Here is a 26219-nt window from a genome sequence, read left to right as displayed (position 1 = left end):
CCACCGGTGCGTGACTGCCGCGAGCACTCCTCAGGAGCCGAGGGCCAGGCGATGCAGCCGGGTCACCGCCTCGGCCAGCACCTCGGTGCGTTTGCAGAAGGCGAACCGGACCAGCCGTCGGCCGGCCTCGGGGTCGTCGTAGAAGACCTGGGTCGGTACGGCCACCACCCCGCACCGCTCGGGTAGGGACCGGCAGAACTCCACCCCGTCGGAGCCGCCGAGGCCGGTGATGTCGGCGGTGACGAAGTAGGTCCCCTCCGGGGTGAGCACCTCGAACCCGGCCTCGGTCAGCCCACCGATCAGTTGGTCCCGGCGGGCCTGTAGGTCGGCGCGGAACTCGGTGAAATAGGTGTCGGGGAGACCGAGGGCCACCGCCACGGCCGGTTGCAGAGGAGCGGCGTTGACGAAGGTGAGGAACTGCTTGACCCGCAGCACGGCGGAGACCAGCGCGGCCGGTCCGCTGACCCAGCCCACCTTCCAGCCGGTGCAGGAGAAGGTCTTGCCGGCCGAGGAGATGCGCAGCGTGCGCTCACGCATCCCGGGCAGGCCGGCCAGCGGCACATGTGCGGTCGCCGCGTCGGTGAAGATCAGGTGTTCGTACACCTCGTCGGTGACCGCGTACGCGCCGTGCTCCTGGCAGAGGTCCGCGATCATCGCCACTTCGGCCGGGGTGAAGACCTTGCCGGTCGGGTTGTGCGGGGAGTTCAGCAGCACCAGCCGGGTACGCGGGCCGAAGGCGGCCCGCAGCGCGGAGGGGTCGAAGACGTACCGACCGTCGGGGCCGGGGCGCAGGGTCACCGGGCGGCGCACCGCACCGGCCAGGGCGATCGAGGCCGCGTAGGAGTCGTAGTAAGGCTCGAAGCAGACCACCTCGTCGCCGGGCTCGCAGAGGGCGAGGATCGCGGCGGCCACCGCCTCGGTGGCACCGGCGGTGATGACCACCTCGCCGTCCGGGTCGTACTCCAGGCCCCAGAAGCGACGTTGGTGGGCCGCCACCGCCGTGCGCAGCTCGGGGATGCCGGGGCCCGGGGGGTACTGGTTGTGCCCGGAGCGCAGTGCCTCGGCGGCGGCGGTGAGCATCTCGGGCGGGCCGTCGGTGTCCGGGAAGCCCTGCCCCAGGTTCACCGCACCGGTGCGGACGGCCAGGGCGGACATCTCGGCGAAGATCGTCGTCCCGAAGGGGCGCATCCGGTTCACCAGCGGGTCGACATCGGTGCTCGTCACGCTCGTCAGGGTACGGGGATCAGGTGGCGGGGCGCTCGACCCCGTCGGGGAGCTTTGTGACCCCGATCACCGAAACTGCGCCAATCGCTCAAGTTCGGTGATTGTTTACCCGACTTTCGAGCAGGCGGGTTGAGCAAAACTGGGTTAGGCTGCCACCCATGTGTGGAATCGTGGGTTTCGCCGGTGGTCGACCGGCGCTCGGCATCGTGCTCGACGGTCTGCGGCGGTTGGAGTACCGCGGCTACGACTCGGCCGGAGTGGCGATCGCCTGCGACGGGGAACTGCTGACCGAGAAGAAGGCCGGCAAGCTGGCCAACCTGGAGAAGGTGCTCTCCGAGCGCGCCGCCGAGGACCCGCAGGGTTGCGGCGCCAGCCCGATCGGCATCGGCGACGGCACCACCGGCATCGGCCACACCCGCTGGGCCACCCACGGCGGACCCACCGACCGCAACGCCCACCCCCACCTGTCCCCGGACGGACGGGTCGCGGTGATCCACAACGGCATCATCGAGAACTTCGCCAAGCTCCGTGCCGAGCTGGAGGACGAGGGCGTCACCTTCGTCAGCGACACCGACACGGAGTGCGCCGCGCACCTGATGGCCAAGGCGCTCGCCGAGCTGCGCGCGGCCGGTCAGCCGGAGGGGCCGCACCTGCTCTCCGCCGCCATGCAGGTGATCTGCCAGCGGCTGGAGGGCGCCTTCACCCTGCTGGCCGTGGACGCCGGAATACCCGGTGCGGTGGTCGGTGCCCGGCGCAACTCGCCCCTGGTGGTCGGCCGGGGCGACGGGGAGAACTACCTGGCCAGCGATGTCGCCGCCTTCATCGAGCACACCCGGGAGGCGGTCGAGCTGGGTCAGGACCAGATCGTCCTGATCACCGCCGACACCATCGAGATCACCGATTTCGCCGGTCAGCCCGCCACCGGCAAGGACTTCCACATCGACTGGGACTCCTCGGCCGCCGAGAAGGGCGGTTACGACTGGTTCATGCTCAAGGAGATCGAGGAGCAGCCCCAGGCCGTCGCGGACACGTTGCTCGGCCGACTGACCGACAGCGGCGAGATCGTGCTCGACGAGGTCCGGCTCAGCGACCAGGATCTGCGCGACGTCGACAAGATCTTCATCGTGGCCTGCGGCACGGCGTACCACTCCGGGCTGGTGGCCAAGTACGCCATCGAGCACTGGACCCGGATCCCCTGCGAGGTGGAGCTGGCCAGCGAGTTCCGCTACCGCGACCCGGTGCTGGACCGCTCCACCCTGATCGTGGTGATCTCGCAGTCCGGCGAGACCATGGACACCCTGATGGCGCTGCGGCACGCCAAGGACCAGAAGGCCCGGGTGCTGGCCATCTGCAACACCAACGGCTCCACCATCCCCCGCGAGTCCGACGCGGTGCTCTACACCCACGGTGGGCCGGAGATCGCGGTCGCCTCCACCAAGGCGTTCCTGACCCAGCTGGTCGCCTGCTACCTGATCGGCCTGCACCTGGCCCAGGTGCGCGGCATCAAGTTCGCCGACGAGGTGGCGGCCGTGGTGGAGCAACTGCACCAGGTGCCGGACAAGCTGCGGCAACTGCTCGGGCGCATCGAACCGGTGCGGGAGCTGGCCCGCGAGCTGGCCGACGAGCCGACGGTGCTGTTCATCGGCCGCCATGTCGGCTACCCGGTGGCCCTGGAGGGAGCCCTCAAGCTCAAGGAGCTGGCGTACATGCACGCCGAGGGGTTCGCCGCGGGCGAGCTGAAGCACGGCCCGATCGCCCTGATCGACCAGGGCACCCCGGTGATCTGTGTGGTGCCCTCCCCGGTGGGGCGCGGCCTGCTGCACGACAAGGTCGTCTCCAACATCCAGGAGGTACGCGCCCGAGGCGCCCGCACCATCGTGATCGCCGAGGAGGGGGACGAGTCCGTGGTCCGGTACGCCGACCACCTGATCTACGTGCCGCGTACCCCGACCTTGCTCGCGCCGCTGCTGACGACCGTGCCCCTGCAGATCTTCGCCGCGGAGATCGCCGCAGCCCGGGGGCACGACGTGGATCAGCCGCGCAACCTGGCCAAGTCCGTCACGGTCGAGTAGTCGCCGGGCCGGGGGGTCCTCGGACCGGCCCGGCCGGGCCGGGCCGGTAAAGACTCTTGGTGCGGGCGACGAGTCCGCCTCCGGTCGGCCCGGCCGCACCTGCCCGGTCAGCCGCCGACCACGATCCGGGCCATGCCGTCCAGGGCCGGATTGTCCGGATGCCAGTAGCCGCTGTGGCCGTACCGGCCGCTGGGGAAGCGGCGGCCCCCGAAGGAGGGGGCGGCGGGATCCCGCCCGAACCAGCGCTGGTCGTCGTCGCTGGCCAGCATCCCGGCGATCGCGGCGACCGGGGAGAGACCGACCAGCGCCTGTCGGGCCAGCTCACCGGGCGGGCGGGTCAGGCGGATCACGTCGTCGGGTGCGGCACTGGCCCACACCTGCCCGGCGGGCACCCCCAACTCGTCGGCGTGCCCCACACCGACCCCGGGCGAGCCGACGAAGATCAGGGCGTCCGCAGCCAGCCCGTGATCCCGGGCGGCGGTGCCCACCACCAGGGACCCGTAGCTGTGCCCCAGCACGGTCTGCCGAGCGGGCGGCCCGTCATGGGTGGCCCGCAACCCTTCCTGGAACCGGTGCAGCGCCTCACCGGCCGCGTGGGCCTGGCGGTCCCAGGCCGCCTCGTGCAGGAAGTCCGGGGCGTCGTAGTCCAGCCAGAGCACCGCCGAGGTCTCCTGTCCAGGTGCCAGGTCGGCGCCGCGTGACAGCACCCGGGTGGCCCGCCCCAGCTCGCCGGTGGCGTCGTCGAGCCCGGCGGTCGTGCCCGGAACGTGGGTCAGGATGGCGGTGGCCCGATCGGGGTTGCCCAGGGCCACCACCGTCCGCCCCTCACCCCCGACGTCCAGCCCCAGCAGGTACGCCCGCGGGGGCTGCGGCGAGGCCAGCCGAGCGGTCAGGGCGTCCAGTCCGCGCAACGCGGCGTCGACCGTCCGTAGCCCGAGCACCTCGGCGGGCCCGCGTGGCACCCGGTTCAGCAACTGCTCCCAGCGTCGCACCAGCTCCTCTCGCCGGGCCTCCAACAGCAGCCGGTTGGCCTGGTCGCGGGCGGCGGCCGGAACTCCGTCCAGCCGACCGACCAGCTCCGGCTCGTGGCCGATCAGCCACCGGCGCTGGGCCGGGCTGAGCCCCGCCCACCAGAGGTTGACCTGGGCCGGATCGGCGTGCGGGGCGGGTCGATCCGGTGGTGGTCGGGTCATCCAGCCCGACTCGGCCTCGGCGGCCAGCTGGTCCAGCCGGGCGGCGGCCTCCCGATCCGCCGCAGTGGCCAGGGCCAGGGCGTCCCGGATGGCCGCCGTCACCGGAGCCACCGTCTGCACGGCCCGGTGCGGTGGCACCCGAGAAGGATCGGGGCTGGTCCGACCCCAGCGGTCGATCAGCACCCCGACGGTGGCGGCCAGGGTCACCGCCGCCGTCAACCGTGCCCGAGCCGCCGCCAGCCGGGCGGCGAACTCCGCCAGCACCTGGTCGATCTCGATCGCCACCGGGGCCAGGGAGAGCAGCTGAGCCCGCAGGTCGGACAACTGGCCCTGGGCTGTGGTCGCGGCCAGCCCCGACCACTGGGCGCGCAGGGCCGCCGCGTCGTCGGCGAGCTCACCGGCCCGTCGTCGGGTCAGGCCGCACAGCCCCGCCCAGGCCGTCCCGGTGGCCTGCCAACCCGCCGGATCGGCCGTCGAGAGCTGGGCGTAGCCGACCTGGCCGGCCGCCTCGGGGCCGGTCACCGGGGCAGGCCGGACAGTCGGGTGGCCGCCCGAGCATCCGCCGACTCGTACGACCGGGCGGCGGAGCGTACGGCTTCACCGGTCTGGGTTATCCGGCCGCCCAGCCGGGCCGACCAGGACTGCACGGCCGCCTCCAGGGCGCCCAGCGCGGCCCCGGCGGACCAGCCGGGGGTCGGCGCCGCCAACCCCGGCAGCCCGGCCAACCCGCTCGCCACCCGTTGGCCGTGATCGCCCAGCGACCGGCCGATCCGGTGCAGCTGCTCCGGCTGCACGGTCACCTCCTGCTGGTGCAGCACACCCGGCTGCCCGGTCGATCCCTGCTGGTGCATCGCCCCTCCCGTGGTCCCGTACCGTCGACTCACCGGACGCTAGGCGGCCCAGGCGGCAGCGGGGGTGCCCTGTGGACAACCGGTGCCGAAGGTGCCGCCGGGTTGTCCACAGGCATTGCCGGGCGATCGGCGGAGGGCTACCCTGCGGCCCCCGCGCCGGTAGGGTGAGCCGGGTGAGATCGGTCTGGCGGGTGGCGGAGGTACGGGCGGCCGAGGCGGCACTGATGGCCGAACTCCCACCGGGCACCCTCATGCAGCGCGCCGCCGCCGGACTGGCGCGCCGGTGCGCGCTGCTGCTCGCCGAGCGGGGCGGGGTGTACGCCGCCCCCGTGCTGCTGCTGGTCGGCTCCGGGGACAACGGTGGTGACACCCTGTACGCCGGTGCGCGCCTGGCCCGGCGGGGAGCGGCGGTGTCGGCGTTGCTGCTGACCCCGGATCGGGTCCACACCGAAGGGCTGGCCGCGTTGCGGGCCGCCGGTGGACGCGTCGTGCCGGACCCACCGGCCGTGCTCGACCTGGTGCTGGACGGCATCGTGGGCATCGGCGGGCAGGGTGGGCTGCGAGAGCCGGCCGCCCGGGTGGTGGCGAGTCTGCCGGACCATCGGGGGCGCGACGGTGCCCGGCCGACCGTGGTGGCGGTGGACGTGCCCAGCGGGGTGGTGGTGGACACCGGAGACGTGCCCCTGACCCCCTCCGGTCGACCCGACGCGGTCTCCGCGGACGTCACGGTCGCCTTCGGTGCGCTGAAGCCGGCCCTGGCGGTCGGCCCGGCCGCCGCCCTGGCCGGGCAGGTGGAGCTGGTCGACATCGGGCTCGCGCCGTGGCTGCGCGGCACCCCCGCCCTTGAGGTGGTGGAGTGGTCGGATGTGGCCGAGTGGTGGCCCCGGCTGGACGCCGCCTCGGAGAAGTACACCCGGGGGGTGGTGGGGGTGGCCACCGGTTCGGCCACCTATCCGGGTGCCGCCACCCTCTCGGTCGGTGGCGCCCTGGCCGGGCCCACCGGTCTGGTCCGCTACGCCGGTGGGGCCCGGGAGGAGGTGGTCCGCCGGCATCCGTCCGTGATCGCCACCGGTCGGGTGGCGGACGCCGGCCGGGTGCAGGCCTGGGTGTGCGGGTCGGGGTTGGGCACGGACGAGCGGGCGGTCACGGAACTGCGGACCGTGCTTGCCGCCCCGGTGCCGGTGGTGCTGGACGCGGACGCGTTGACCCTGCTCGTCGACGGCTCCCTCGCCGACCAGCTGCGGCGGCGGGACGCCCCGATCGTGGTCACCCCGCACGACCGGGAGTTCACCCGGCTCTGCGGTGAGCAGCCCGGCGGCGACCGGGTGGCCGCCACCCTCCGACTGGCCGCCTGGATGAACGCCGTGGTGCTGCTCAAGGGGAACCGCACGGTGATCGGCACCCCGGACGGTCGGGCGTACGTCAATCCGAGCGGCACCCCCGTACTGGCCACCGGCGGAACCGGGGACGTGCTGGCCGGGCTGCTCGGTTCCCTGCTGGCGGCCGGACTGCCGGCGGAACGGGCCGCCGCCGCGGCGGCGTACGTGCACGGCCTGGCCGGTCGTGAGGCGGCCCGCAGCGGCCCGGTCACCGCGCCCGAGGTGGCCACCGCCCTACGGGCTGTGCTCGCCCGGCTGCCCTGACCCCCTGGGTCGACCCGCCCGCACCCGCCGGACCTGTCCGGTGCGCAGCGCGCTGATCAGGGTGGAAAGTAGGGTGGAGGCATGTGGCAGGCCGAGGTGCGCGTGGATCTGGACGCGATCCGGGAGAACGTGAGTCGGCTGTGTGCCGGCACCAGCGCCGAGCTGATGGCGGTGGTGAAGGCCGACGGCTACGGCCACGGGATGGTTCCGGCCGCCCACGCCGCCCTCGATGCCGGGGCCGCCTGGCTAGGGGTCTGCACCCTGGACGAGGCGCTGGCCCTGCGCGCGGCCGGCATCGAGGCCCCGGTCCTGGCCTGGCTGCTGGTGCCGGGTTTACCCCTGCACACCGGCATAGCGGCCGAGGTGGATCTGGGGGTGGCGAGTCTGCCGCAACTGGAGGAGATGACCGAGGCGAGTCGACAGGCGCGACGGCCCGCCCGGGTCCACCTGAAGATCGACACCGGGTTGTCCCGGGGCGGAGCGATCCTCGACGACTGGCCCGCGCTGCTGGACGCCGCCGCCAAGGCCCAGGCCGACGGTCTGGTCGAGGTGGTCGGGGTGTGGAGCCACTTCGTGTACGCGGACATGCCCGGTCATCCGACCACGGACCGGCAGTTGGCGGTCTTCCACGAGGGGCTGGCCATGGTCGAGCGGGCCGGACTGCGTCCCCGCTACCGCCACCTGGCCAACTCGGCGGCCACCCTGACCCGACCCGACACCCACTTCGATCTGGTCCGCCCGGGGTTGGCCGTCTACGGGCTCTCCCCGGTGGCCGGCCAGACCCACGGGCTGCGTCCGGCGATGACCGCCCGGGCCCGGGTGATGCTGACCAAGCGGGTCCCGGCCGGCACCGGGGTCTCCTACGGCCACACGTACACCACCGGCAGCGACGCGAACCTGGCGGTGGTGCCGCTGGGATACGCCGACGGGGTGCCCCGGCACGCCTCCAACACCGGCCCGGTGCAGCTCGGTGGACGCCGCCGGACCATCTCCGGGCGGGTCTGCATGGACCAGTTCGTCCTGGACTGCGGCGACGACCCGGTGGCCGCCGGTGACGTGGCCACCCTCTTCGGCAGCGGTGCCGAGGGCGAACCCACCGCGGACGACTGGGCCGAGGCGGTCGGCACCATCAACTACGAGATCGTCACCCGCTTCGGCAGCACCCGGGTCCCCCGGGTCTACGACGGGGTGACCACATGAGCAACCGTTTCCACATCCCCCGGCCACGCACCGCTGCGGGTCGGGCCGCAGGTCTGGTGGGTGCGGCCCTCGGGGTGGCCGCCGCGGTGACCGCGGTCGGAGTCGCCACCGAGCGGGCCCTGGTCCGTCGACTGAAGGCCGATCCCGCCGACCCGTACGCCGACGAGGTCTTCGGCCGGCAGCGCTACGACGAGTCGTACCGGCTGGAGATGCCGGACGGTACGGACATCCATGTCGAGGTGGTCGAGCCGACCCGCCCGGTGGAGGGCAACCCGACCGTGGTGCTGGTGCACGGTTTCTGCCTGGACATGGGCACCTTCCACTTCCAACGCAAGCTGCTCGCCCAGCGGGGCGAGCACCGCATCGTCGCGTACGACCAGCCGGGTCACGGCCGTTCGGGTCGGCTGGAGAGCGGTGAGTACGACCTGGACGCCCTCGGCCACACCCTGCGCCGGGTCATCGAAGAGGTGGCGGCCGAGGGGCCGCTGGTGCTGGTCGGCCATTCGATGGGCGGGATGACCATCATGGCGCTGGCCGAGCTGTATCCGGAGATGTTCGGCGACCGGGTGGTGGGCACCGTGCTGATGGCCACCTCGGGCGGGTTGCTGGCGGAGACGAAGCTGGTCGCCCCGGCCCTGCTGGGACGGGTGAGCAGCCCGGTGCTCTACATGGCCGGCAATGTCACCCGGTACGGCGGGGCGGCGATCGACCGGGCCCGCAGGTCGACCACCAATGTTGCCTGGCTGCTCACCCGCAAGTACGGCTTCGGCACGGACAACCCGAGTCCCGCACTGGTGTCGTACGTGGAGCAGATGAACTCGCGTACCTCGGCGGACACGGTGACCCGCTACCTGCGGACGATCGCCACCCACTCGCGGTTTCCGGCGCTGGCGGCGCTGGAGGGTACTCCGGTGCTGGTGATCGTCGGGGACAAGGACATGATCACACCCGTGACTCATTCCGAGGAGATCGTCCGGCGGCTGCCGCACGCCGAGTTCGTCAAGATCCATGACAGTGGGCACGTGGTGATGCTGGAGCACGCCGACGACGTGAACGAGGCCCTGATGGCGTTCCTCGGCAGCTACGGGCCGGGATCGGCGTGACCCGGTTCGTCCTGCCGACGGCCGCCGACACCCACACCTTCGGTCGGCGGCTGGCCGGGTTGCTGCGCGCCGGTGATCTGGTGCTGCTCACCGGCCCGCTGGGGGCCGGAAAGACCGCGCTGACCCAGGGCATCGGGGCCGGCCTCGGGGTGCTCGGTGACATCACCTCGCCGACGTTCGTGATCGCCCGGGTGCACCGGCCCGATCCCGTCTCAGGACGGCAGGTGGCGCTGGTGCACGCCGACGCCTACCGGCTCGGCGACGCGACCGATCCTCGGGCCGAGATCGACGACCTGGACCTGGACGCCTCGGTCGACGAGTCGGTGACCGTGGTCGAGTGGGGCGAGGGGCTGGTCGAGCAGTTGGCCGACGCACATCTGTGGGTCCGGCTGGACCGGCACGACGACGACACCCGGGTCGCGGAACTGGTGCCGGTCGGCGGCGACTGGGCGCAGCGGCTGATCGCCCTGGACTGACCCTCGGCCCGGCCAGCGGACAGTGCCGTCGGACCGTGCGCCTACAGTGCCGGGGACCGACCTCACCGCGCGGAAAGGCCGCCGATGCCCGACGATCTCGCCCCCCTGGACCTGCCCGCACTGCTGCCCGAGGCCTGGCGGGAGGTGCTGACCCCGTACCTCGACCCGACCCGCACGGCCGCGCTGGGCGAGTTCGTCGCCCGGGAGTACGCCTCCGGCGCGGTCTTCCCGCCGGTGGAGGACCTGTTCTCCGCCTACCGGCTGTGCGCCCCGGCCGACTGCCGGGTGCTGATCCTGGGCCAGGACCCCTACCACCGGGTGGGCCAGGCGCATGGGCTGAGCTTCAGCGTGCGGGAGGGGGTGTCCGTGCCGCCGTCGCTGCGCAACGTCTTCAAGGAGTTGGGTGAGGACCTGGGCGTGCCCAAGCCGCGCAGCGGCAACCTGGACGGCTGGGCCGCGCAGGGTGTGCTGCTGCTCAATTCGGTGTTGACGGTGCGGCAGGGCGCCCCGGGCTCGCACGCGAACCGGGGTTGGGAGGAGTTCACCGACGCCACCATCCACGCTCTCGACGCGATGGCGTCCCGGGTGGTCTTCCTGCTCTGGGGCGGTTACGCGCGCAAGAAGGCAGCGCTGGTCAGCAATCCGCAGCACGTGGTGCTGGAGGCGGGGCACCCGAGCCCGATGAATCCCCGCGGCTTCCTCGGCAGCCGGCCGTTCAGCGCCGCCAACAAGGCGCTCGCCGACGCCGGCCTGCCCACAATCGACTGGGAGCGGTCGGCCGGCTGAGCCGTCTGCTCCTCCCTCCACACTGCCGGCACGTACCAGGTGGTGGCCTCCGCCTGGTTGATCGCTGGAGTCGGTCGGACGACATTCCTTGACTGGCGTCGATATTTGGATAACGATATCGAAAGATAGATGCCAGCGAACGCCTTCAGTCTGGGAGGTCAGTGGCGACGCAACGTAGCAGTGGAGCACCCACACAACCGACAGTTCGGAAATTCATACAACCAAGGCGCAGCATCGACGCGCGGTGACCGTCCCTCAACCACCCACACCCCGTCGATTACGCCACGCCGCCTCTCTCAAGGAGAAGCACGCCACCATGAACGAAGTCCCCACTCACCGCAAGAGTCGCCGACGCGGCCGCATCAGGATGCTGGCTGCCGCCGCCTTCGCCGCAGTGTTGGCCACCACCGGCACCATCGCGATCACGGCCGGCCCCGCCCACGCCGAGGCCGACCGGCAGGTCTGCTCGAACACGGAAGGCACCCACAACGGGTTCTTCTTCTCGTTCTGGAAGGACAGCGGCGACGCCTGCATGGTGTTGCGCGAGAACGGCCGCTACTCCAGCTCATGGGGCAGGAGCACCAACAACTGGGTCGGCGGCAAGGGCTGGAACCCCGGAACCCGCCGCACGATCACCTACTCGGGCAACTACAACCCGGGCAACAACAACACCTATCTCGCCCTGTACGGCTGGACCCGTAACCCGCTTGTCGAGTACTACATCGTCGAGAACTTCGGCAACTACAACCCGAGCAGCGGCGCCACCCGGCTCGGCAGCATCACCACCGACGGCGGCACCTACGACATCCTGCGCAGCCAGCGGGTCAACCAGCCCTCGATCGACGGCACCGCGACGTTCTACCAGTACTGGAGCGTCCGGCAGCAGAAGCGCAGCAGCGGCACCATCACCACCGCGAACCACTTCGACGCCTGGGCCCGCGTTGGCCTGAACCTCGGCAACCACTACTACCAGATCATGGCCACCGAGGGTTACCAGAGCCAGGGAAGCTCCGACATCACCCTGTCGGAAGGCGGTAACTCCGACCCCGGCAACCCGGGCAACCCGACCACCCCGCCGCCCGGTGGCGGTAGCGGCCAGATGCTCGTCGGTCAGCAGTCCGGCCGGTGTCTGGACGTGCCGAACTCGAGCACCAGCAACGGCACCCAAATCCAGTTGTATGACTGCTGGGGTGGCGCGAATCAGCGGTTCACCCACACCTCGAGCCGGCAGCTGACGGTGAACGGCAAGTGCCTGGACGCCCAGGGTCAGGGCACCAGCAACGGTACGCGGGTGGTCCTCTACGACTGCCACGGCGGTGCGAACCAGCAGTGGAACATCAACTCCAACGGCACGATCACCGGAGTGCAGTCAGGGCTGTGCCTTGACGCCGGTGGCAGCGGTAACGGGGCGCTCATCCAGCTGTACAGCTGCTGGAGTGGAGCAAACCAGCAGTGGAGCCGCCGCAACTGATCCGTCGCTACGGGGCCAGGCGCTGACGGGCCTGGCCCCGTGCCTCCTTGAGAACCGCAGCAATATTGAATATTGATTGCTCTGTGCAATCACAGCGCCGGTACCTGGTGCGACTGACGCCGTTCAATGTCCTGACTACTCACCGTCATGGGTGCGGTGCGCGCGAGCGCTACGGCGATGGCGGGCGGGCGTCCAAGGGCCGCAGGCGATGCGGCTAGGCTGGGTCATTGTGCTCGTACTGGTGGTGGACAGCTCGACCCCGGCGGTGACCGCGGCGCTCGTCGAGGTCACCGCGAGTGGCGTCACGACCCGGGCGCACCGCTGCACCGTCGACGCTCGGGCGCACGGCGAACTGCTCGCCCCGCAGGTCGATGCGGTGCTCGCCGACGTCGCCGCCAGGCCGGCCGACCTGCACGCGATCGTCGCCGGGGTCGGCCCGGGGCCGTTCACCGGGCTGCGGGTGGGGCTGGTCACCGCTGCCACCATGAGTCAGGTGCTCGACATTCCGGCGTACGGTGTCTGCTCCCTGGACGCCATCGGTCACCCGGCGGCGGCCGGTGAACCGGTGCTGGCGGCGAGCGACGCGCGCCGCCGGGAGATCTACTGGGCGATCTACGACGGTGCCGGTCAACGGCTGGTCGGGCCGGAGGTCTCCGCGCCCGGCGTCGCCGCGCAACGGGCCCGCGACCTGGCCGTGACGGTCGCGGTCGGCGACGGCGCGCACCGCTACGCCGACCAACTGGGCCTGCCGCTGCGGGCCGAGCCGCGCTACCCGGAGGCGAACGCCCTGGCCACCCTGGCCGCCGAGCGGATCCGGGCCGGGGCCCCTGGGGACCCGTTGACCCCGCTGTACCTGCGTCGGCCGGACGCCGTGGCGGCGACCGCCCGCAAGTCGGTCCTGCCGTGACCGAGGTACGGCTGGACCGGTTCCGCTGGTGGCACATCGAGGAGGTACTGGCCATCGAGGCGGACCTCTTCGGTGCCGAACAGTGGTCCGCCGCGATGTTCTGGAACGAACTGGCCAACGGGCACCACTACCGGGTCGCCACGGACGAACAGGGTGGGGTGCTCGGCTACGCCGGACTGGCCGTGGCCCCGCCGGACGAGGCCTGGGTGCAGAACATCGCGGTACGCCGGGAGGCCCAGCGGCGGGGGATCGGGCGACTGCTGTTCGAGGAACTGCTGGCCGAGGCGGAACGGCGCGGCCTGCGCTCGGTGCTCCTGGAGGTCGCTGCGGACAACGCCCCGGCCCAGCGGCTCTACGCCAGCTACGACTTCGAACCGATCGGCGTACGCCGTGGCTACTACCAACCGAGCAACACGGACGCACTGGTGATGCAGCGGATCGAGGATGCGAGACCCCATGGCTGACGAACCGTTGATCCTCGGCATCGAGACCTCGTGCGACGAGACCGGGGTCGGCATCGTACGCGGGCACACCCTGCTGGCGGACGCCCTGGCCTCCAGTGTCGACCAGCACGCCCGCTTCGGTGGGGTGGTGCCGGAGGTGGCCAGCCGGGCCCACCTGGAGGCCATCGTGCCGACCATGCAGCGGGCCCTGACCGAGGCGGGGGTGACCCTGGCCGACATCGACGCGATCGCGGTGACCGCCGGGCCGGGCCTGGCCGGTGCCCTGCTGGTCGGGGTGGCCGCCGCCAAGGGCTACGCGGTCGCCGCCGAGAAGCCGGTGTACGGGGTCAACCACCTGGCCGCGCACGTGGCCGTGGACACCCTGGAGCACGGTCCGCTGCCCGAACCGGCGGTGGCGTTGCTGGTCTCCGGGGGGCACTCCTCCCTGCTGATGGTCGACGACCTGGCCCGGGGGGTGACCCCCCTGGGCGCCACCATCGACGACGCGGCCGGTGAGGCCTTCGACAAGATCGCCCGACTGCTCGGGTTGCCCTTCCCCGGTGGCCCGTACATCGACCGGGAGGCCCGCTCGGGTGACCCGGCGGCCATCGCCTTCCCGCGCGGGTTGACCGCCGCCAAGGATCTGGCCGCCCACCGCTACGACTTCTCCTTCTCCGGGCTGAAGACCGCGGTGGCCCGCTGGGTGGAGGCCCGGCAGCGGGCCGGTGAGTCCGTTCCGGTCGCCGATGTCGCCGCCTCCTTCCAGGAGGCGGTCTGTGACGTGCTGGTGGCCAAGGCGTTGGACGCCTGCCGCAGCAACGGCATCGAGACCCTGGTGATCGGTGGGGGAGTGGCGGCCAACTCGCGACTGCGGGCGATGGCCGAGCAGCGCGCGGCCCGCCACGGCATCCGGGTACGCGTGCCCCGACCGGGGTTGTGCACCGACAACGGCGCGATGGTGGCGGCGCTCGGCTCCCACCTGGTCGCCGCCGGGGTAGCGCCGAGCCGACTGGATCTGCCGGCGGATTCGGCCATGCCGCTGACCACGGTCAGCGTCTAGAGGGAGGACGGCTACGTGATCGTACGGATGTGGGAGGCGCGGGCCGAGCCGTACGCGCTCGCCGAACTGATCACCTGGGTCTGCGACACGGCGCTACCCGAGTTCGAGCACGATCCCCTGCACGTCTCCAGCGAGGTCTTCTCCTCCACGGATCACCGGGTGGTGGTGATCTCCAAGTGGCGCAGCAACCCTCGCCCGCTGCCCGAGCCCCCGGTGATGCTGCTCGCCCGGCCGGCGCACTCCTGGGACTTCACCCAGGTCGACCGCTGAGCACTCAGCGGATGGTCACCGTGGTGGTGGCGGTGGAGCGGTCGATCTCGCTGGTCCGGGCGGCGATGCGCAGGGTCCAGTCACCGGGTACCGGGAAGTGGATCTCGGCGCTGCCGTGGTGTGGTTCCAGCGCGAAGACCTGCACGGTGATCGGCTCGATGCCGGCCTCCGGCAGGGCGGCCGTGATCGTCCACTCGGCGACCGGCAACTCCCGCGCCTGGGGCGTGTACACGTAGGCGTGCAGGCTGTTCGTGGTGCCGGCGGCGGCCGGGTAGATGTCGAACTGGAGGGTGAACAGGTCGGTGGTCACCGACTGGGCGACCCCCTCCCGGGTGACCCCGGCGGCGGCCGTGCCAGCGGTACGGCCCGGTGGGGTCTGCACCAGCAGGGCGGTCACGGCCAGGATCACCGCAGTCACCCCGAGTTCCACTCCGGCCGCGCGGGCTACCCGTCGGGGCTGGACTGCGGCGGCCCGGCGGCGGATCAGTCGGCGCTGCCCGGCGGCCACCGCCAGCACCACGGCCAGCAGCCCGGCCTTGGCACCGAGCAGCCGCCCGTAGGTGCTGTCCAGCAGGGCTGAGGGTCGACCCAGTTCGATCGCGGCCTGGACCAGCCCGGCGGTGAGGAACCAGGCCACCGCCACGGTGGCCCACCGGGACCAGGCCGGCAGGATCCGGGCCAGGACCCGCTCGTGGGTGCCCGGCAGCAGGAACACCGTCAGGGTCAGCAGGCCGCCCAGCCACCCGACGATCCCGATGAGGTGCACCGTGGTCAGGGCGATGCTCACCGGCGGCACCGGTGCGGCCACCGGATGCCCGGCCAGCGGCCAGGTGGCCAGGGCGGCCACCCCCACCACCGCCAGGGCAGCCGTACGACCCCGCCCCGCGCTGCCCCGGGTCACCGCCGGCAGCAGGGCCACGGCCAGGCAGACCAACCCCAGGCGTACGGCCAGCACCAGCCCGATGTCGCTGTCGGCGACCGCCCGCAGGTCCGCCGGAGACAGCCGCCCGACCGGTGCGCCGACCACCTGGGCGGCCTGCCCTACCCAGGTGCCCACGGTGGCGACGGCCACCAGACCCAGCCCGACCAGGGCCATGATCGTGGCGCGGCGGCGGGACCGTCGGCGCGGCCACATCGTCGCCGCCAGCAGGGGTGGGCCGACGGCCAGCAGCAGCCCCAGGTAGCCGACATACTTGGCCACCGGCACCAAACCCCCGCCCGGTGACCCGGCTGCGGCGTCCTCCGGCAGGGGTGGGGTGGCCGAGGGTGCCCCGGCGGCGAAGGTGAGGCTGCCGGAGATCGGGTGGCTGTCCGCCGAGACCACCCGGTAGCTGACCAGGTAGGTGCCCAGCGGCCGGTCGGCCGCCCGCAGGGCGATCCGCATGGTGCGGTCGCGGACCTCCGGGTCACCCACGTTGATCCGCTTGCCGTCGGGGGCCAGCACCTGCACCCGGCCGGGCACCACGGCCACCGGCTCGCTGAAGGTGACCAGCACCTCGCGCGGGGCGTAGCCGAGCACCTCGTCACGCTGCGGGGTGGTGGCGACCACCACGGCGTGCGCCGCCGCCGGACCGGCCGCCCCCAGCACCGCGCCCAGGGTGGCGCAGAAGGTGGCCAGGACCAGCCCGAACAGAACCCCGGCCCGGGTACGGGTGGGCATCTGGCGCGGTCAGTTGCGGCGCAGCAGGCGGTAGCTGAGGAAGCCGCCGGTGCCGATGGCACCGAGGAAGATCACCCAGATCACGGTGTTGCTGATGCCGACCTGGGGGCCGGTGTTGGCCGAGGCGGCGGCGATCAGCCCGTCGTTGCCGGGGGCGGGCAGGGCGGCCGGGGGCAGTTCGGCGTACCGGACCAGACCGGTGCTCTCCAGCATCAGCATGTGGTCGCCGACGAACTTGTTTGTGGCGTTGGCCAGATCCCGGATGACCTCGTTGCGGGTACTGGCCCGGACCGCGCCGACCACCGGGAAGATCTTGCCGTGGGCCACCCGGAGGCGGGTGACGAAGATCTGGTCGAAGCGGGCCCCGGTGGCGTCCTTCATCTCCGTCAGCCACTGCTGCTGTTCGGCGGTCGGCTGGTTGGGGATGGTGGCGCCGAGCTTGTTGGCGGCCTCCACGGTCAGCCGGTCCAGCTCCTCGTGCTGACGGGCGATCTCCGCACCGATCTCCCGGACCACCCGGGACTGGCCCTTCTCGGCGGCCATCTGCCCGGCCGGCATCTCCCAGAGCCCGGCCAGCCGTACACCGTCGAGCAGGGCCTGGTCGGCGGCGGCGAGTTGCTGACCTGTGGGCGCGGCCAACGCCACCCCGGGCAGCACGACGAGGGCCGCGGCGATCGTGGTGAGCAGCACCGCCAACCGGGGGGACCGATTGCCCTGCCGGCGACGAGCGGAATCCAGCGATGCCATGTCTGCGGTGCCTCCTCGGTCGAGAACCGAACATCTGCCCGACGAGCGTCCGCACGCCGTTGGTCGCCCGTCCGCACACTGGTACGGATCGACCGGCCGATCAGTTCATCGCTCGCGGATCCACCTCATCGCGCGGCTCGCGTACCTGGTCAGCCGACGTCGAGGGGGTCGGCCAGCAGCCGGTCGAAGGCCAGTTCGGCCGCGCCGATCAGCGGAGCGTCCGCGCCGAGCAGGGGAGTGCGCAGGCGTACGTGCTCCAGGCAGGCGGGCAGCCCGTTGGAGTTCAATCGGCTGCGTACCTGAGCGGCGGCGGCCAGGTAGAGATCCCGCATGGTGCCACCGAAGATGACCATCTCCGGGTTGAAGATGTTCACCAGGTTGGCCACGCCGAAGCCGAGCCAGTCGCCGGCCTGGCGTACCGCCGTCTGGGCCCGGGCGTCCCCCCGGTCGGCGGCGTCGAAGACCGCCAGCAGGGCCTCCCGGCCCCGGGCGTCCGAGCGCCCGGCGGCCCGCAGCAGGCCGTGCTCGCCGATCTCGGTCTCCCAGCAGCCCCGGTTGCCGCACTCGCAGCGGGCCCCGTCCCGGACCACCACCATGTGACCGACCTCGCCGCCGTACCCGCCGTGCCCGGTCAACCGCCTCCCCCCGGCGATGATTCCGGCCCCGACCCCCACGTCGCCGTAGAGGAAGATGACGTTGTCGCAGCCCGCCGCCGTGCCCCGGGCGTGCTCGGCGAAGGCGGCCACCTCGGCCACGTTGCCGACCGTCACCGGCACCTCGGCGCCGAGTTCGGCGCTGACCGCCGCCCCGATCGGCTCGTCCACCCACCCGGTGGTCGGCCCGAGCCGCACCAGGCCGTCGTGGCGACGCACCATCCCGCAGACCGCGATGCCGGCCCCGACACAGACGGCGTCGGCCGGCAGCGCCTGCCGCATCTCCTTGACCGCCCCGGCCAGCAGGGGGGCGGCCTCCGCGGCGGTCAGACCCCGGGGCCGGTCCAGCTCCCGGCGGTCGAGCACCGCGCCGCCCAGGCCGACCCGGGCGGCCCGCAGCCGGTCCACCTCGATGCTGTACGCGTACGCGAAGATCCGTTCCGACTCGGGCCGGACGACAAGTGAGGGTCGTCCGGCCCGGCCGGTCTCCTTCGGCGCCCCCTCGGTCACCAGGCCGGCGGCGGCCAGGTCGGCGGTGAGCGCACCGATGGTGCTGCGGTTGAGTCCGAGCGCGTTGGTCAACTCGGCGCGGGTGGTCGCGCCGTGCAGATGCACGTAGCGCAGTAGCGCGCCGAGATTCTGCCGGCGGATCTCGTCCTGGCTGGGTCCTACGCGCATCGAATGGTTACTACTTTCGGTGGTGCGTTCAGCGGTTTCCGGTGGCCGATGCTCGTCGTCGGGACAGCGCGTCGACACTGGCCGCGAGCAACAGCACCACGCCGGTGACCACGTACTTGACGCCGGAGCTGTAGCCCATCAGACCCATCCCATTGTCGATCACGGCCACGACGGCGCCACCGAGAACCGCGTCCAATACGCGGCCTTTGCCCCCGAACAGACTTGTGCCGCCGATCACCGCCGCGCCGACGGCGTAGAGCAGCACGTTGCTGCCGCCGGTGTTCGGGTCCACGGAGTTGGCCCGGCTGGCCGCCACGATGCCACCGACCGCGGCCATGGTCGAGCAGATCATGAAGGCCGAGATGCGGATCCGGTCCACGTTGATGCCGGCCCGCCGGGCCGCCTCCCGGTTGCCGCCGACCGCGTAGATGTGCCGACCGTAGCTGGTGCGCTGGAGCACGAAGGTCAGGACCACCAGCAGTACGGCGACGATCGGTACCACGATCGGCACCCCCTTGAGGGAGGTGATCAGCACGTTGAGGCTGCGCTCCAGGTTGAGCACGTAGACGGCGAGGCCCAGGACCAGCGCCAGGGCGGCGATGCGACCCAGCACCACCGGGAACGGATCGTTGATCAGGTTCCGGGCGGCGCGGCTGCGGTAGCGGAGCAGTTGCACCACGGCGAATCCGGCGACCGCGATCGCGGCGAGGGTCCAGCCGAGCGCGACCGGCATGTTGCGGTTGACGATCGCCACCACCACCGGCTCGCGGACGGAGATGTTGCGGCCCTCCTTCATCAGCAGCAGCACCACCCCCTGGAAGGCGAGGAAACCGGCGAGGGTGACCACGAAGGAGGGGATGCCCACCTTGGCGACCAGGAAGCCCAGGGTGGTGCCGATGACCATGCCGGTGAGCAGGGCGGCGAGCACCGCGACGTACCACGGGTAGCCCAGAACGGTGACCAGGTTGGCCAGCACGGCCGCGCAGACCCCGCTGGCGAAGCCGGCCGACAGGTCGATCTCGCCGAGCAGCAGGACGAAGACCAGCCCCATCGCGATCAGGGTGACAGCCGCGCCCTGGGTGAACAGGTTGGCGAAGTTGCCGGCGGTGAGGAACGACGGCCGCATGATCGAGAAGATCGTGCAGAGGACGAGCAGACCGGCGACCGCAGGCAGGGCGCCGATGTCTCCGCCGCGTACCCGCTGCCAGTAGTCGCGGAGGTGGCTGCCGATGGTCGGTGCCGGTGCGACGGCGGCGGGGCCCTCCTTCGTGACGGCGGTGATGCTCATGACACGCCTCCAGTGGTGCTGTCGGCCGGCGCCGCGCCGTTGCCGTTGACGCCCGGGTCGGCGGCGAGTCCCAGCTCGCCGGAGCGGCCGGCGGTGATCAGCTCGACCACCTGGGCGTGCGTGATGTCAGTGGTCCTCACCTGGGCGACCATCTGGCCGAGGTAGAGCGCGGCGATGCGGTCGGAGACGGCGAAGACGTCGTTCATGTTGTGCGAGATGAGGACGACGGCCAGGCCGTTGTCGGCCAGCCGGCGAACGAGTTCGAGGACCTGGGCGGTCTGCGCGACGCCGAGCGCGGCGGTCGGCTCGTCCAGGATCACCAGCTTGCTGTTCCAGAGCACCGCCTTGGCGATCGCCACGGTCTGGCGCTGACCACCGGAGAGGCTGGAGACGTGCTGGCGCAGGGACTTGACGGTGCGTACGGAGAGCCCGGCCAGGGTCTCCGCGGCCATCTGTTCCATCGTCGGCTCGTCCAGCACGATGCCGTTGCGCTTCTCCCGCCCGAGGAACATGTTCTGCACGATGTCGAGGTTGTCGCAGAGCGCCAGATCCTGATAGACGACCTCGATGCCGAGTGAGGCGGCGTCCCGCGGGCTGTTGATGGTCACCGGTCGACCGTCGAAGACGAACTCGCCGGCATCGGTGGAGTAGATGCCGCTGATGCACTTGACCAGGGTCGACTTGCCGGCACCGTTGTCACCGACGAGGGCGGTGACCTCGCCCGGGTAGGCGGCGAAGGCGACGTCACGCAGCACCTGGACGGGACCGAAGCTCTTGTCGATCCCGCGTAGCTCCAGCAGTGGGGTCGCGGACACGGGGTTCTCCTTATTCCACGGAGGCGATCGGGGCCCGTCCAGCGACGCCGCCCGGTACGGGATTGCCGTACCGGGCGGCGTCGCTTCGGCGGGGACGGGTCAGCTGATGCCCGCGTCGGTGCAGAGCTTGGCGTAGTCGCCGGTGCAGATCTGCTCCTTGGTCACGTAGCCGTCGGCGATGACGTCCTTGACGTTCTCCTTGTAGATCGCCGCCGGGGTGAGCAGGACGGCGGGCACGTCGCGGTTGCCCTCCGGGTCCCGGACCGTCTGGCCGGTCTCCTTGCGCTCGCCCTTGGCCAGCGCGATGGCCAGCTCGGCGGCGGCGTCCGCCTCCTTCTTGACCGCCTTGTAGACCGTCATGCACTGGTCACCGGCGAGGATGTTCTGCAGGGCCTGCGGGTCGGCGTCCTGCCCGGTCACCGGGACCTTGCCGTTGAGGTTGTTCTTCTTCAGCACCGAGATGGCGGCGTTGCCGAGGCCGTCGTTCGCGGAGAGCACGCCGTCGATCTTGCCGCCGGTCTTGGTGAGCTGCTGCTCGAAGATGGTCGCGGCCTGCGTGTTGTCCCAGTCCGGCACGGAGTCGTCGGCGGCCTTGGTGTACTCGCCGGAGTCGAACTTCGGCTTGAGGACCGAGTCGTAGCCCTCCTTGAACAGGGTCGCGTTGTTGTCGGTCGGCGAGCCGTTGAGGTAGGCGATCGCCGGCTTCTCCGCCTTCGCGTCGGTGAGGCACTTGACCAGGCCCTCGCCCTGGAGCTTGCCGACGGCCACGTTGTCGAAGCTGACGTAGTACTCCGCCGAGCCGCCGAGGGTCAGGCGGTCGTAGTCGATGGTGGCGACACCCTGGGACTTGGCCTTGTCCAGGACGGCCTTGCCGGTGCCGGAGTCCAGGTTGACGATCATCAGCACGGTGACGCCGTTGGTGATCATCTGGTCGGCGAGGGTCTGGAAGGCGTTCTTGTCGCCCTGCGCGTTCTGGATGATCGCTTCGATGCCCGCGGCCTTGAACGCCTCCCCAAGGAACTTGCGGTCCGCGCTCTCCCAACGGACCGAGGAGCTGCTGTCCGGCAGGATCACGCCGATCTTCGGGGTCTTGCCGGAGCCGCCGCCGGCCTGGTCGCCGGAGTCGTCGCCGCAGGCCGTCAGGCTGCCGAGGGCGAGCAGGCCCACGGCGCTGACGGCGAGGAAGCCCTTGCGCATGTGCAGGGTCCTTTCGAGAGTGGGAAGGTGTCGGTGTGTCGATGGCGTTCTTTTGTTGTGCCCGGCAACGTATTGCGCCCCGAGCCGTCGGCACAAGGGCGCGGCGGGGGCTAGTTTGTTGTCGGCGGTAACAATTCGGCAACGTCGAAGACACCTCCGCTCGCCGGTGTCCCGAGATGGTCGACCCGGCCGTGTCCCGGGTGGTCGACCCGGCGGTGTCTCGGGTGATCGACACCGTTTCGGCGAAGTGGCGGTAATCGACCGGCAGGGATACCGCCGTTGCGGCGTAACGGTGGTGGGCCTCACCCGGTGGTGGCCCCGGCCCGGTAGTGGGCCTCGGCCCGGCGGCGGGCTGTCTCAGCGGGCCTCAGCTGGCGGCGGGCCTCAGCTGGCGGCGGGCCTCGGCCGGTGGCGGGCCTCGGCCGGTGGCGGGCCTCGGGCGGTGGCGGGCCTCGGGCGGTGGCGGGCTCGGCCCGGTGGTGGGCCTCAGGCGGTGGCGAGGGCGGCGGTGTGGGCGTCGGTGAGGGCGACCAGGTCGGTCGGGGCCAGCTCCACCTGAAGGCCGCGCCGACCAGCCGAGACGTACACCGTGTCGTGCTCCAGGGCGGAGGCGTCGAGCACCGTGGGCAGCCGCTTCCGTTGCCCCAGCGGGCTGATGCCGCCGCGTACGTACCCGGTGGCGCGTTCGGCCGCCCCACGATCGGCAAGTGTGGCCCGCTTGCCACCGACTGCCGCGGCCAGTGCCTTGAGGTCCAGTTCCCCGGTGACCGGCACGATCGCCACGGTGAGAGCGCCGTCCACCTCGGTCACCAGGGTCTTGAAGACCCGGCCGGGTGCCACCCCGAGGGCGGCGGCGACCAGGGCACCGTAGTTCGGTGACTCCGCCGGGACGTCGTACGAATGGGTGCGATGGGCGATGCCGCGCTTGGCCAGCAACACCGTCGCCGGCGTACCCCGTCCCGTCATGTGCGCCAACCTAACCCCGACCCGGAGCCCGGGATCTCCCGGGTAGTCCCTGCCCAGGCGGTGGGGTTCAGAGGACCGGCTGGCAGACCAGCACGGTCGGGGCACCGGCCACCCGGGTCAGCACCAGGCTGGCCGGCTGGTCACCGGTCAGGCGCAGGTCGTGCCGGAGTCGTTCCGGTTCCAGCGCGGAGCCGCGCTTGAGGATCTCCACCCGGCCGATCCGGCGCTCCCGCAGCAGGGCCCGCAGGCGCTTGAGCGAGAACGGCAGCACCTCGGTCACCTCCAGACAGCGGGCGTACGGCGTCGGGGTCGGCGTGTCGGCGTAGAGGTAGGCGATGCTCGGGTCGGCCAGGGTGGCATCCAACTGGGCGGCCAGTTCGGCGACCAGGTGGGCACGTACTACCGCAGAGTCGGGGTCGTACACGAAGCGGCCCACCGCCCCGACCGGCGCCTCCTCCCGACCCGACCCGACGAGCTCGTGCACCCTGGTCCCCTCGACCTGGTGAGTGCCGTTGGTCTGGTGATAGGAAGGGGCCCTTCTACTACCGGAGGCGTTAAGAAGGGGCCCTTCCTTCACGACGGTTGCGCGGCGGGGGGTTTGGGCCAGCGGGCCGCACCAGAGGGCGGCCTCGACCAGGTCGCCGCCGACACTCACCCACTCCGCCTCGGCACCGGCGGGGATGAGGGCGTGATCGAGACCGGGGGCCACCTTCACCACCGTGTACGGCACCCGTTCGGCGAGTCCGGTGACGAAGTCCCACGGCGGCGAGTACGCCTTCGGGTCGAAGATCCGGCGTCCGGTACCGGCTCGACGTCGGGCCGGATCACAGAAGACCCCCTCGACCCGGGTCACGTCGAACGCGGTCGCGTCGCCGCACTCGACGGTGAACAGCTCGGCCAGCCCGGCGGCCTCCGCGTTCGCCTCTGCCAGGGCGGCGGTGAGGGGGTCGGCCTCCACCCCGTACACGCGGATGCCGGCACGGGCGGCGGCGAGGGCGTCGGCTCCCAACCCGCAGCCCAGGTCGGCGAGGCTGGTCACCCCGGCCTCGCGCAGCCGGTGCGTGCGGCGTTCCGCGACCACCTTGCGGGTGGCCTGCTCCAGGCCGGGCCGGGTGAAGAACATGCCGCTGGCCGCCGTACCGAACTTGCCCACTGCTCGCCGGCGCAGTTCCGCCTGGGTCAGGGCTGCCGCCGCCAGCCCGGCCGGAATCCCGGCCGAGCGCAGCGCCACCGCCGCGGCCAGGGGATCGCCCCCGGCCACCCGGGCCGCCGCCGCGAGGGCGGCCGACCCTTCAGGGGTACGCAGGGCGGCAAGCTGCTCCAGATCCACCCGCCCATTGTCCCGGCCCACCAATCGCCCTCACCCAACCGGCCCGGCTCGCCCCGGCCCGGCTTGGCCCGCCCCGGCCCGGCTTGGCCCGGCTTGGCTCGGCCCGGCTCGGCCCGGCTCGGCCCGGCTCGGCCCGGCTCGGCCCGGCTCGGCCCGGCCCGGCTCGGCTCGGCCCGGCTCGGCCCGGCTCGGCCCGGCTTGGCCCGGCCCGGCTTGGCCCGGCCCGGCTTGGCCCGGCCCGGCTTGGCCCGGCTCGGCTTGGCCCGGCTCGGCTCGCCCCGGCCCGGCTTGGCTGGTCCGTCCGGCTCGGGCTGGCCAGCTTGATCGACTCCGTTACGCCGTAATGGCGGTATCCGGGCGCGAGGGTTACCGCCATTACGGCGTAACGGAGTCGATCACGCGCTCCACACACCCGAGGGCCGGGGTGAGGGAGTCGATCGCGGCTCCACACCGCCGGGACGGGGTGGGGGAGTGGATCACGTCCTGGGTGGCCGGGAGGGAGTGGGGTGGTGGGAGGTGATGAAGGCGCGCCAACTGGTGGGGGTGAAGGCGAGCACCGGGCCGGTCGGGTCCTTGCTGTCGCGTACGGCGATCACGTCGGGCAGGTTGTCGGCGACCTCGACGCAGGCCCCGCCGTTGGCGTTGCTGCGGGAGGACTTGCGCCAGGTGGCACGGGTCAGGTCCATGACTTCGCCACTTCCTCGATCAGGCGGGCGGTCTGCCGGCGCGGCAGCGCCTCACCAGCCACAGTCTCCCAGCGCCGCCCCAGTGCGGCAAGGTCGTTCGGGCTGTCCACGGTGTGCCCGCGCAGTTGGTTGTCCAGGTGGGCCACCTCGGTGCCGTCGGCGAGCCGGGCCAGCACGAAGGGACCATGAAGCCCGATGTACCAGGGAGTCGCGGCCGGAATGATCCGCACCTGGACGAATGGCCGGTCGGCAAGGGCACGCAGGTGCTCACATTGCTCGACCATGGTCGCCCGGTCGCCGACCTGCCGACGCAGCGCCTGCTCGTCCAGGATCGCGATGAGGTGCGGTGGCTCGTCGCGACTGAGCACCTCCTGCCGGGCCATCCGGGCCAGCACCCGCTTCTCGACCTCCTCGTCGGTCAGCGGCGAACCTGCTCGCAGCATCTCCCGGGCGTACGCCTCGGTCTGGAGCAGGCCCGGCACCACGGCCGGGTCGTACCAGCGCAGCGAGACGGCCTCCCGTTCGATCTCACCCCACGGCCGGAACCAGTCCGGCTCGGCGTGCAGGCGGATCAGCTCCAGCATCCCGACGAAGAGGCCACCGGTCTCCAGCACCTTGTCGAACCGGGCCAGGTAGTCCGCGCTGAGCTGGCTCTGCCCGAGCTCGATCGCGCTGATCGAGGAGGGGGCGTAGTTGATCAACTTGCTCAGGTCCTCCTGGCTGAGCCCGCGTGTCTTGCGGGCCCGGCGTAACTGGTCCCGGAGAAACCCCAGGGTCGGTACCTCGGTCATGCCGTCTCCCTCCGTGATGTGGTCGTGCCGCACCGTAGGCAATCGGCTGGCCGGATGGAAGACAGAACCGGCATGTTGCGGTAACCCCTGGCGAAGGAGTGGAGAACAGGTGGCGGGGATGGCGAAAAGCTGGCGGAAAGATGGCGACACGAGGGGTGGTCGTTGGCACTCTCCTTGACGGAGTGCTAGCCGGGGCATAACCTGCGATTAGCACTCTCACCCTGAGGGTGCCAACGCTCGGGCCTTCGTGTCCGGGTGTTGAACGCCAGGCGGACCGGCACCCGCGACGACGGCCCCGCCCGGTGGCATGTGGCAGATTGACGCTGGTCGGCACGCCGACCGGTAACGAAACCAGTACCCCAGGAGGGTATGCCCGTGACTACCGCGACCAAGGTTGCGATCAAGCCGCTCGAGGACCGGATCCTGGTCCAGGCGAACGAGGCTGAGACCACCACTGCGTCGGGCATCGTGATTCCCGACACCGCCAAGGAGAAGCCGCAGGAGGGCACCGTCCTCGCTGTCGGCCCGGGTCGTTTCGACGACGACGGTGACCGGATCCCGATGGACGTCAAGGTCGGCGACACCGTCCTCTACTCGAAGTACGGCGGCACCGAGGTCAAGTACGCCGGCGAGGAGTACCTGGTGCTCTCCGCCCGCGACGTCCTCGCGATCATCGAGAAGTAAGCAACCGATCAGTGTCGTTGCCCCG

General features: G+C 71.7%; 24 protein-coding genes and 1 pseudogene. 12 read left to right on the top strand and 13 right to left on the bottom strand.

All coding sequences use genetic code 11. From position 1 onward, the window contains the following. Positions 1-30: 30 nt before the first annotated feature. Positions 31-1224 carry a pyridoxal phosphate-dependent aminotransferase gene (locus ACLQ2T_RS02960; RefSeq protein ID WP_425764452.1) on the bottom strand — a complete coding sequence of 398 codons (1194 nt, stop codon included), beginning with the start codon at positions 1222-1224 and terminating at the stop codon, positions 31-33. Between the two features lie 158 nt (positions 1225-1382). On the opposite strand from ACLQ2T_RS02960, the gene glmS reads away from it, so the two are divergent. Continuing rightward, positions 1383-3296: a glutamine--fructose-6-phosphate transaminase (isomerizing) gene (gene glmS, locus ACLQ2T_RS02955; RefSeq protein WP_425764451.1), complete on the top strand. Its 1914-nt coding sequence runs from the start codon at positions 1383-1385 to the stop codon at positions 3294-3296. 107 nt (positions 3297-3403) lie between these two features. On the opposite strand, the gene ACLQ2T_RS02950 is transcribed toward glmS, so the two are convergent. Both ACLQ2T_RS02950 and ACLQ2T_RS02945 read right to left on the bottom strand, forming a co-directional pair. Further along, positions 3404-5011 (bottom strand): alpha/beta hydrolase, encoded by a 1608-nt coding sequence (locus tag ACLQ2T_RS02950; protein ID WP_425764450.1) that lies wholly within the window; start codon positions 5009-5011, stop codon positions 3404-3406. After that, positions 5008-5340, bottom strand: coding sequence for a hypothetical protein (locus tag ACLQ2T_RS02945; protein ID WP_425764449.1), 333 nt, complete (start codon positions 5338-5340; stop codon positions 5008-5010). Before ACLQ2T_RS02945 ends, ACLQ2T_RS02950 begins: the two co-directional genes overlap by 4 nt. Positions 5341-5513: 173 nt before the next feature. On the opposite strand from ACLQ2T_RS02945, the gene ACLQ2T_RS02940 reads away from it, so the two are divergent. The 10 genes from ACLQ2T_RS02940 to ACLQ2T_RS02895 all read left to right on the top strand — a co-directional run bounded on the left by ACLQ2T_RS02940 (position 5514) and on the right by ACLQ2T_RS02895 (position 14699). Continuing rightward, entirely contained in the window at positions 5514-6983 is a 1470-nt protein-coding gene (locus ACLQ2T_RS02940; protein WP_425764448.1) for an NAD(P)H-hydrate dehydratase, read from the top strand. Positions 6984-7064: 81 nt separating this feature from the next. Next, complete coding sequence (gene alr / locus ACLQ2T_RS02935) at positions 7065-8183, top strand: alanine racemase (protein ID WP_425764447.1); 1119 nt, start codon at positions 7065-7067, stop codon at positions 8181-8183. Next, the gene (locus ACLQ2T_RS02930) at positions 8180-9286 is read left to right on the top strand and encodes an alpha/beta fold hydrolase (RefSeq protein WP_425764446.1); all 1107 of its coding nucleotides are present in this window, start codon (positions 8180-8182) and stop codon (positions 9284-9286) included. Before alr ends, ACLQ2T_RS02930 begins: the two co-directional genes overlap by 4 nt. After that, positions 9283-9762, top strand: a complete 480-nt coding sequence (tsaE, locus tag ACLQ2T_RS02925) for a tRNA (adenosine(37)-N6)-threonylcarbamoyltransferase complex ATPase subunit type 1 TsaE (RefSeq protein WP_425764445.1) — start codon at positions 9283-9285, stop codon at positions 9760-9762. The genes ACLQ2T_RS02930 and tsaE overlap by 4 nt, the downstream gene beginning before the upstream one ends. A gap of 84 nt (positions 9763-9846) precedes the next feature. Beyond that, positions 9847-10548: a uracil-DNA glycosylase gene (gene ung, locus ACLQ2T_RS02920; RefSeq protein ID WP_425764444.1), complete on the top strand. Its 702-nt coding sequence runs from the start codon at positions 9847-9849 to the stop codon at positions 10546-10548. A gap of 316 nt (positions 10549-10864) precedes the next feature. After that, the gene (locus tag ACLQ2T_RS02915; protein WP_425764443.1) at positions 10865-12019 is read left to right on the top strand and encodes a glycoside hydrolase family 11 protein; all 1155 of its coding nucleotides are present in this window, start codon (positions 10865-10867) and stop codon (positions 12017-12019) included. Positions 12020-12248: 229 nt separating this feature from the next. Continuing rightward, entirely contained in the window at positions 12249-12926 is a 678-nt protein-coding gene (gene tsaB, locus ACLQ2T_RS02910; RefSeq protein ID WP_425764442.1) for a tRNA (adenosine(37)-N6)-threonylcarbamoyltransferase complex dimerization subunit type 1 TsaB, read from the top strand. Continuing rightward, a complete protein-coding gene (gene rimI, locus ACLQ2T_RS02905) occupies positions 12923-13390 on the top strand; it encodes a ribosomal protein S18-alanine N-acetyltransferase (RefSeq protein WP_425764441.1) in 468 nt (155 codons plus the stop codon). The genes tsaB and rimI overlap by 4 nt, the downstream gene beginning before the upstream one ends. After that, complete coding sequence (tsaD, locus tag ACLQ2T_RS02900) at positions 13383-14429, top strand: tRNA (adenosine(37)-N6)-threonylcarbamoyltransferase complex transferase subunit TsaD (protein WP_425764440.1); 1047 nt, start codon at positions 13383-13385, stop codon at positions 14427-14429. Before rimI ends, tsaD begins: the two co-directional genes overlap by 8 nt. A 15-nt stretch (positions 14430-14444) precedes the next feature. Continuing rightward, positions 14445-14699, top strand: a complete 255-nt coding sequence (locus ACLQ2T_RS02895; protein ID WP_425764439.1) for a hypothetical protein — start codon at positions 14445-14447, stop codon at positions 14697-14699. A gap of 4 nt (positions 14700-14703) precedes the next feature. Here the strand turns inward: ACLQ2T_RS02895 and ACLQ2T_RS02890 are convergent, their stop codons facing one another. The 10 genes and pseudogenes from ACLQ2T_RS02890 to ACLQ2T_RS02845 form a co-directional block, all read right to left on the bottom strand. Beyond that, a complete protein-coding gene (locus ACLQ2T_RS02890) occupies positions 14704-16359 on the bottom strand; it encodes a copper resistance protein CopC (protein ID WP_425764438.1) in 1656 nt (551 codons plus the stop codon). A 9-nt stretch (positions 16360-16368) separates the two neighbouring features. Further along, positions 16369-17106 (bottom strand): DUF4142 domain-containing protein, encoded by a 738-nt coding sequence (locus ACLQ2T_RS02885; protein ID WP_425764437.1) that lies wholly within the window; start codon positions 17104-17106, stop codon positions 16369-16371. Between the two features lie 149 nt (positions 17107-17255). Continuing rightward, complete coding sequence (locus tag ACLQ2T_RS02880; protein ID WP_425764436.1) at positions 17256-18437, bottom strand: ROK family transcriptional regulator; 1182 nt, start codon at positions 18435-18437, stop codon at positions 17256-17258. Between the two features lie 28 nt (positions 18438-18465). Further along, the gene (locus ACLQ2T_RS02875; protein ID WP_425764435.1) at positions 18466-19725 is read right to left on the bottom strand and encodes a sugar ABC transporter permease; all 1260 of its coding nucleotides are present in this window, start codon (positions 19723-19725) and stop codon (positions 18466-18468) included. Continuing rightward, a complete protein-coding gene (locus ACLQ2T_RS02870) occupies positions 19722-20540 on the bottom strand; it encodes an ATP-binding cassette domain-containing protein (protein WP_425764434.1) in 819 nt (272 codons plus the stop codon). Before ACLQ2T_RS02870 ends, ACLQ2T_RS02875 begins: the two co-directional genes overlap by 4 nt. Positions 20541-20639: 99 nt before the next feature. Beyond that, on the bottom strand, positions 20640-21737 hold the full coding sequence (locus ACLQ2T_RS02865) for a sugar ABC transporter substrate-binding protein (RefSeq protein WP_425764433.1): 1098 nt from the start codon (positions 21735-21737) through the stop codon (positions 20640-20642). A gap of 486 nt (positions 21738-22223) precedes the next feature. Next, positions 22224-22703: a Cys-tRNA(Pro) deacylase gene (gene ybaK / locus ACLQ2T_RS02860; RefSeq protein ID WP_425764432.1), complete on the bottom strand. Its 480-nt coding sequence runs from the start codon at positions 22701-22703 to the stop codon at positions 22224-22226. Positions 22704-22776: 73 nt separating this feature from the next. Next, positions 22777-24033, bottom strand: a pseudogene (locus tag ACLQ2T_RS02855) (THUMP-like domain-containing protein); the annotation flags it as partial. 476 nt (positions 24034-24509) lie between these two features. After that, positions 24510-24719 carry a DUF397 domain-containing protein gene (locus ACLQ2T_RS02850; protein WP_425764431.1) on the bottom strand — a complete coding sequence of 70 codons (210 nt, stop codon included), beginning with the start codon at positions 24717-24719 and terminating at the stop codon, positions 24510-24512. Then, positions 24710-25510 (bottom strand): helix-turn-helix domain-containing protein, encoded by an 801-nt coding sequence (locus ACLQ2T_RS02845; RefSeq protein ID WP_425764430.1) that lies wholly within the window; start codon positions 25508-25510, stop codon positions 24710-24712. The genes ACLQ2T_RS02850 and ACLQ2T_RS02845 overlap by 10 nt, the downstream gene beginning before the upstream one ends. 369 nt (positions 25511-25879) lie before the next feature. Here ACLQ2T_RS02845 and groES point away from each other — a divergent pair, with 369 nt between their 5' ends. Then, positions 25880-26194, top strand: a complete 315-nt coding sequence (gene groES, locus ACLQ2T_RS02840) for a co-chaperone GroES (protein ID WP_193386273.1) — start codon at positions 25880-25882, stop codon at positions 26192-26194. The last annotated feature ends 25 nt before the right edge of the window (positions 26195-26219 follow it).

Source organism: Micromonospora sp. DT229, assembly GCF_049844505.1.
Classification (GTDB): domain Bacteria; phylum Actinomycetota; class Actinomycetes; order Mycobacteriales; family Micromonosporaceae; genus Micromonospora.
The sequence above is the reverse complement of the archived record's forward strand: the minus strand, read 5'-3'. Positions and strand labels throughout refer to the sequence as shown.

Excerpts from the sequence above, each read along its gene's own strand:
- tsaD (WP_425764440.1), top strand. The coding sequence starts at position 13,383 with ATGGCTGACGAACCGTTGATCCTCGGCATCGAGACCTCGTGCGACGAG.
- ACLQ2T_RS02945 (WP_425764449.1), bottom strand. The coding sequence starts at position 5,340 with ATGCACCAGCAGGGATCGACCGGGCAGCCGGGTGTGCTGCACCAGCAG.
- ACLQ2T_RS02845 (WP_425764430.1), bottom strand. The coding sequence starts at position 25,510 with ATGACCGAGGTACCGACCCTGGGGTTTCTCCGGGACCAGTTACGCCGG.
- ACLQ2T_RS02885 (WP_425764437.1), bottom strand. The coding sequence starts at position 17,106 with ATGGCATCGCTGGATTCCGCTCGTCGCCGGCAGGGCAATCGGTCCCCC.
- ACLQ2T_RS02915 (WP_425764443.1), top strand. The coding sequence starts at position 10,865 with ATGAACGAAGTCCCCACTCACCGCAAGAGTCGCCGACGCGGCCGCATC.
- glmS (WP_425764451.1), top strand. The coding sequence starts at position 1,383 with ATGTGTGGAATCGTGGGTTTCGCCGGTGGTCGACCGGCGCTCGGCATC.
- ACLQ2T_RS02890 (WP_425764438.1), bottom strand. The coding sequence starts at position 16,359 with ATGCCCACCCGTACCCGGGCCGGGGTTCTGTTCGGGCTGGTCCTGGCC.
- ACLQ2T_RS02880 (WP_425764436.1), bottom strand. The coding sequence starts at position 18,437 with ATGCGCGTAGGACCCAGCCAGGACGAGATCCGCCGGCAGAATCTCGGC.
- ACLQ2T_RS02865 (WP_425764433.1), bottom strand. The coding sequence starts at position 21,737 with ATGCGCAAGGGCTTCCTCGCCGTCAGCGCCGTGGGCCTGCTCGCCCTC.
- ACLQ2T_RS02850 (WP_425764431.1), bottom strand. The coding sequence starts at position 24,719 with ATGGACCTGACCCGTGCCACCTGGCGCAAGTCCTCCCGCAGCAACGCC.
- ung (WP_425764444.1), top strand. The coding sequence starts at position 9,847 with ATGCCCGACGATCTCGCCCCCCTGGACCTGCCCGCACTGCTGCCCGAG.
- groES (WP_193386273.1), top strand. The coding sequence starts at position 25,880 with ATGCCCGTGACTACCGCGACCAAGGTTGCGATCAAGCCGCTCGAGGAC.
- ACLQ2T_RS02930 (WP_425764446.1), top strand. The coding sequence starts at position 8,180 with ATGAGCAACCGTTTCCACATCCCCCGGCCACGCACCGCTGCGGGTCGG.
- alr (WP_425764447.1), top strand. The coding sequence starts at position 7,065 with ATGTGGCAGGCCGAGGTGCGCGTGGATCTGGACGCGATCCGGGAGAAC.
- ACLQ2T_RS02875 (WP_425764435.1), bottom strand. The coding sequence starts at position 19,725 with ATGAGCATCACCGCCGTCACGAAGGAGGGCCCCGCCGCCGTCGCACCG.
- ybaK (WP_425764432.1), bottom strand. The coding sequence starts at position 22,703 with ATGACGGGACGGGGTACGCCGGCGACGGTGTTGCTGGCCAAGCGCGGC.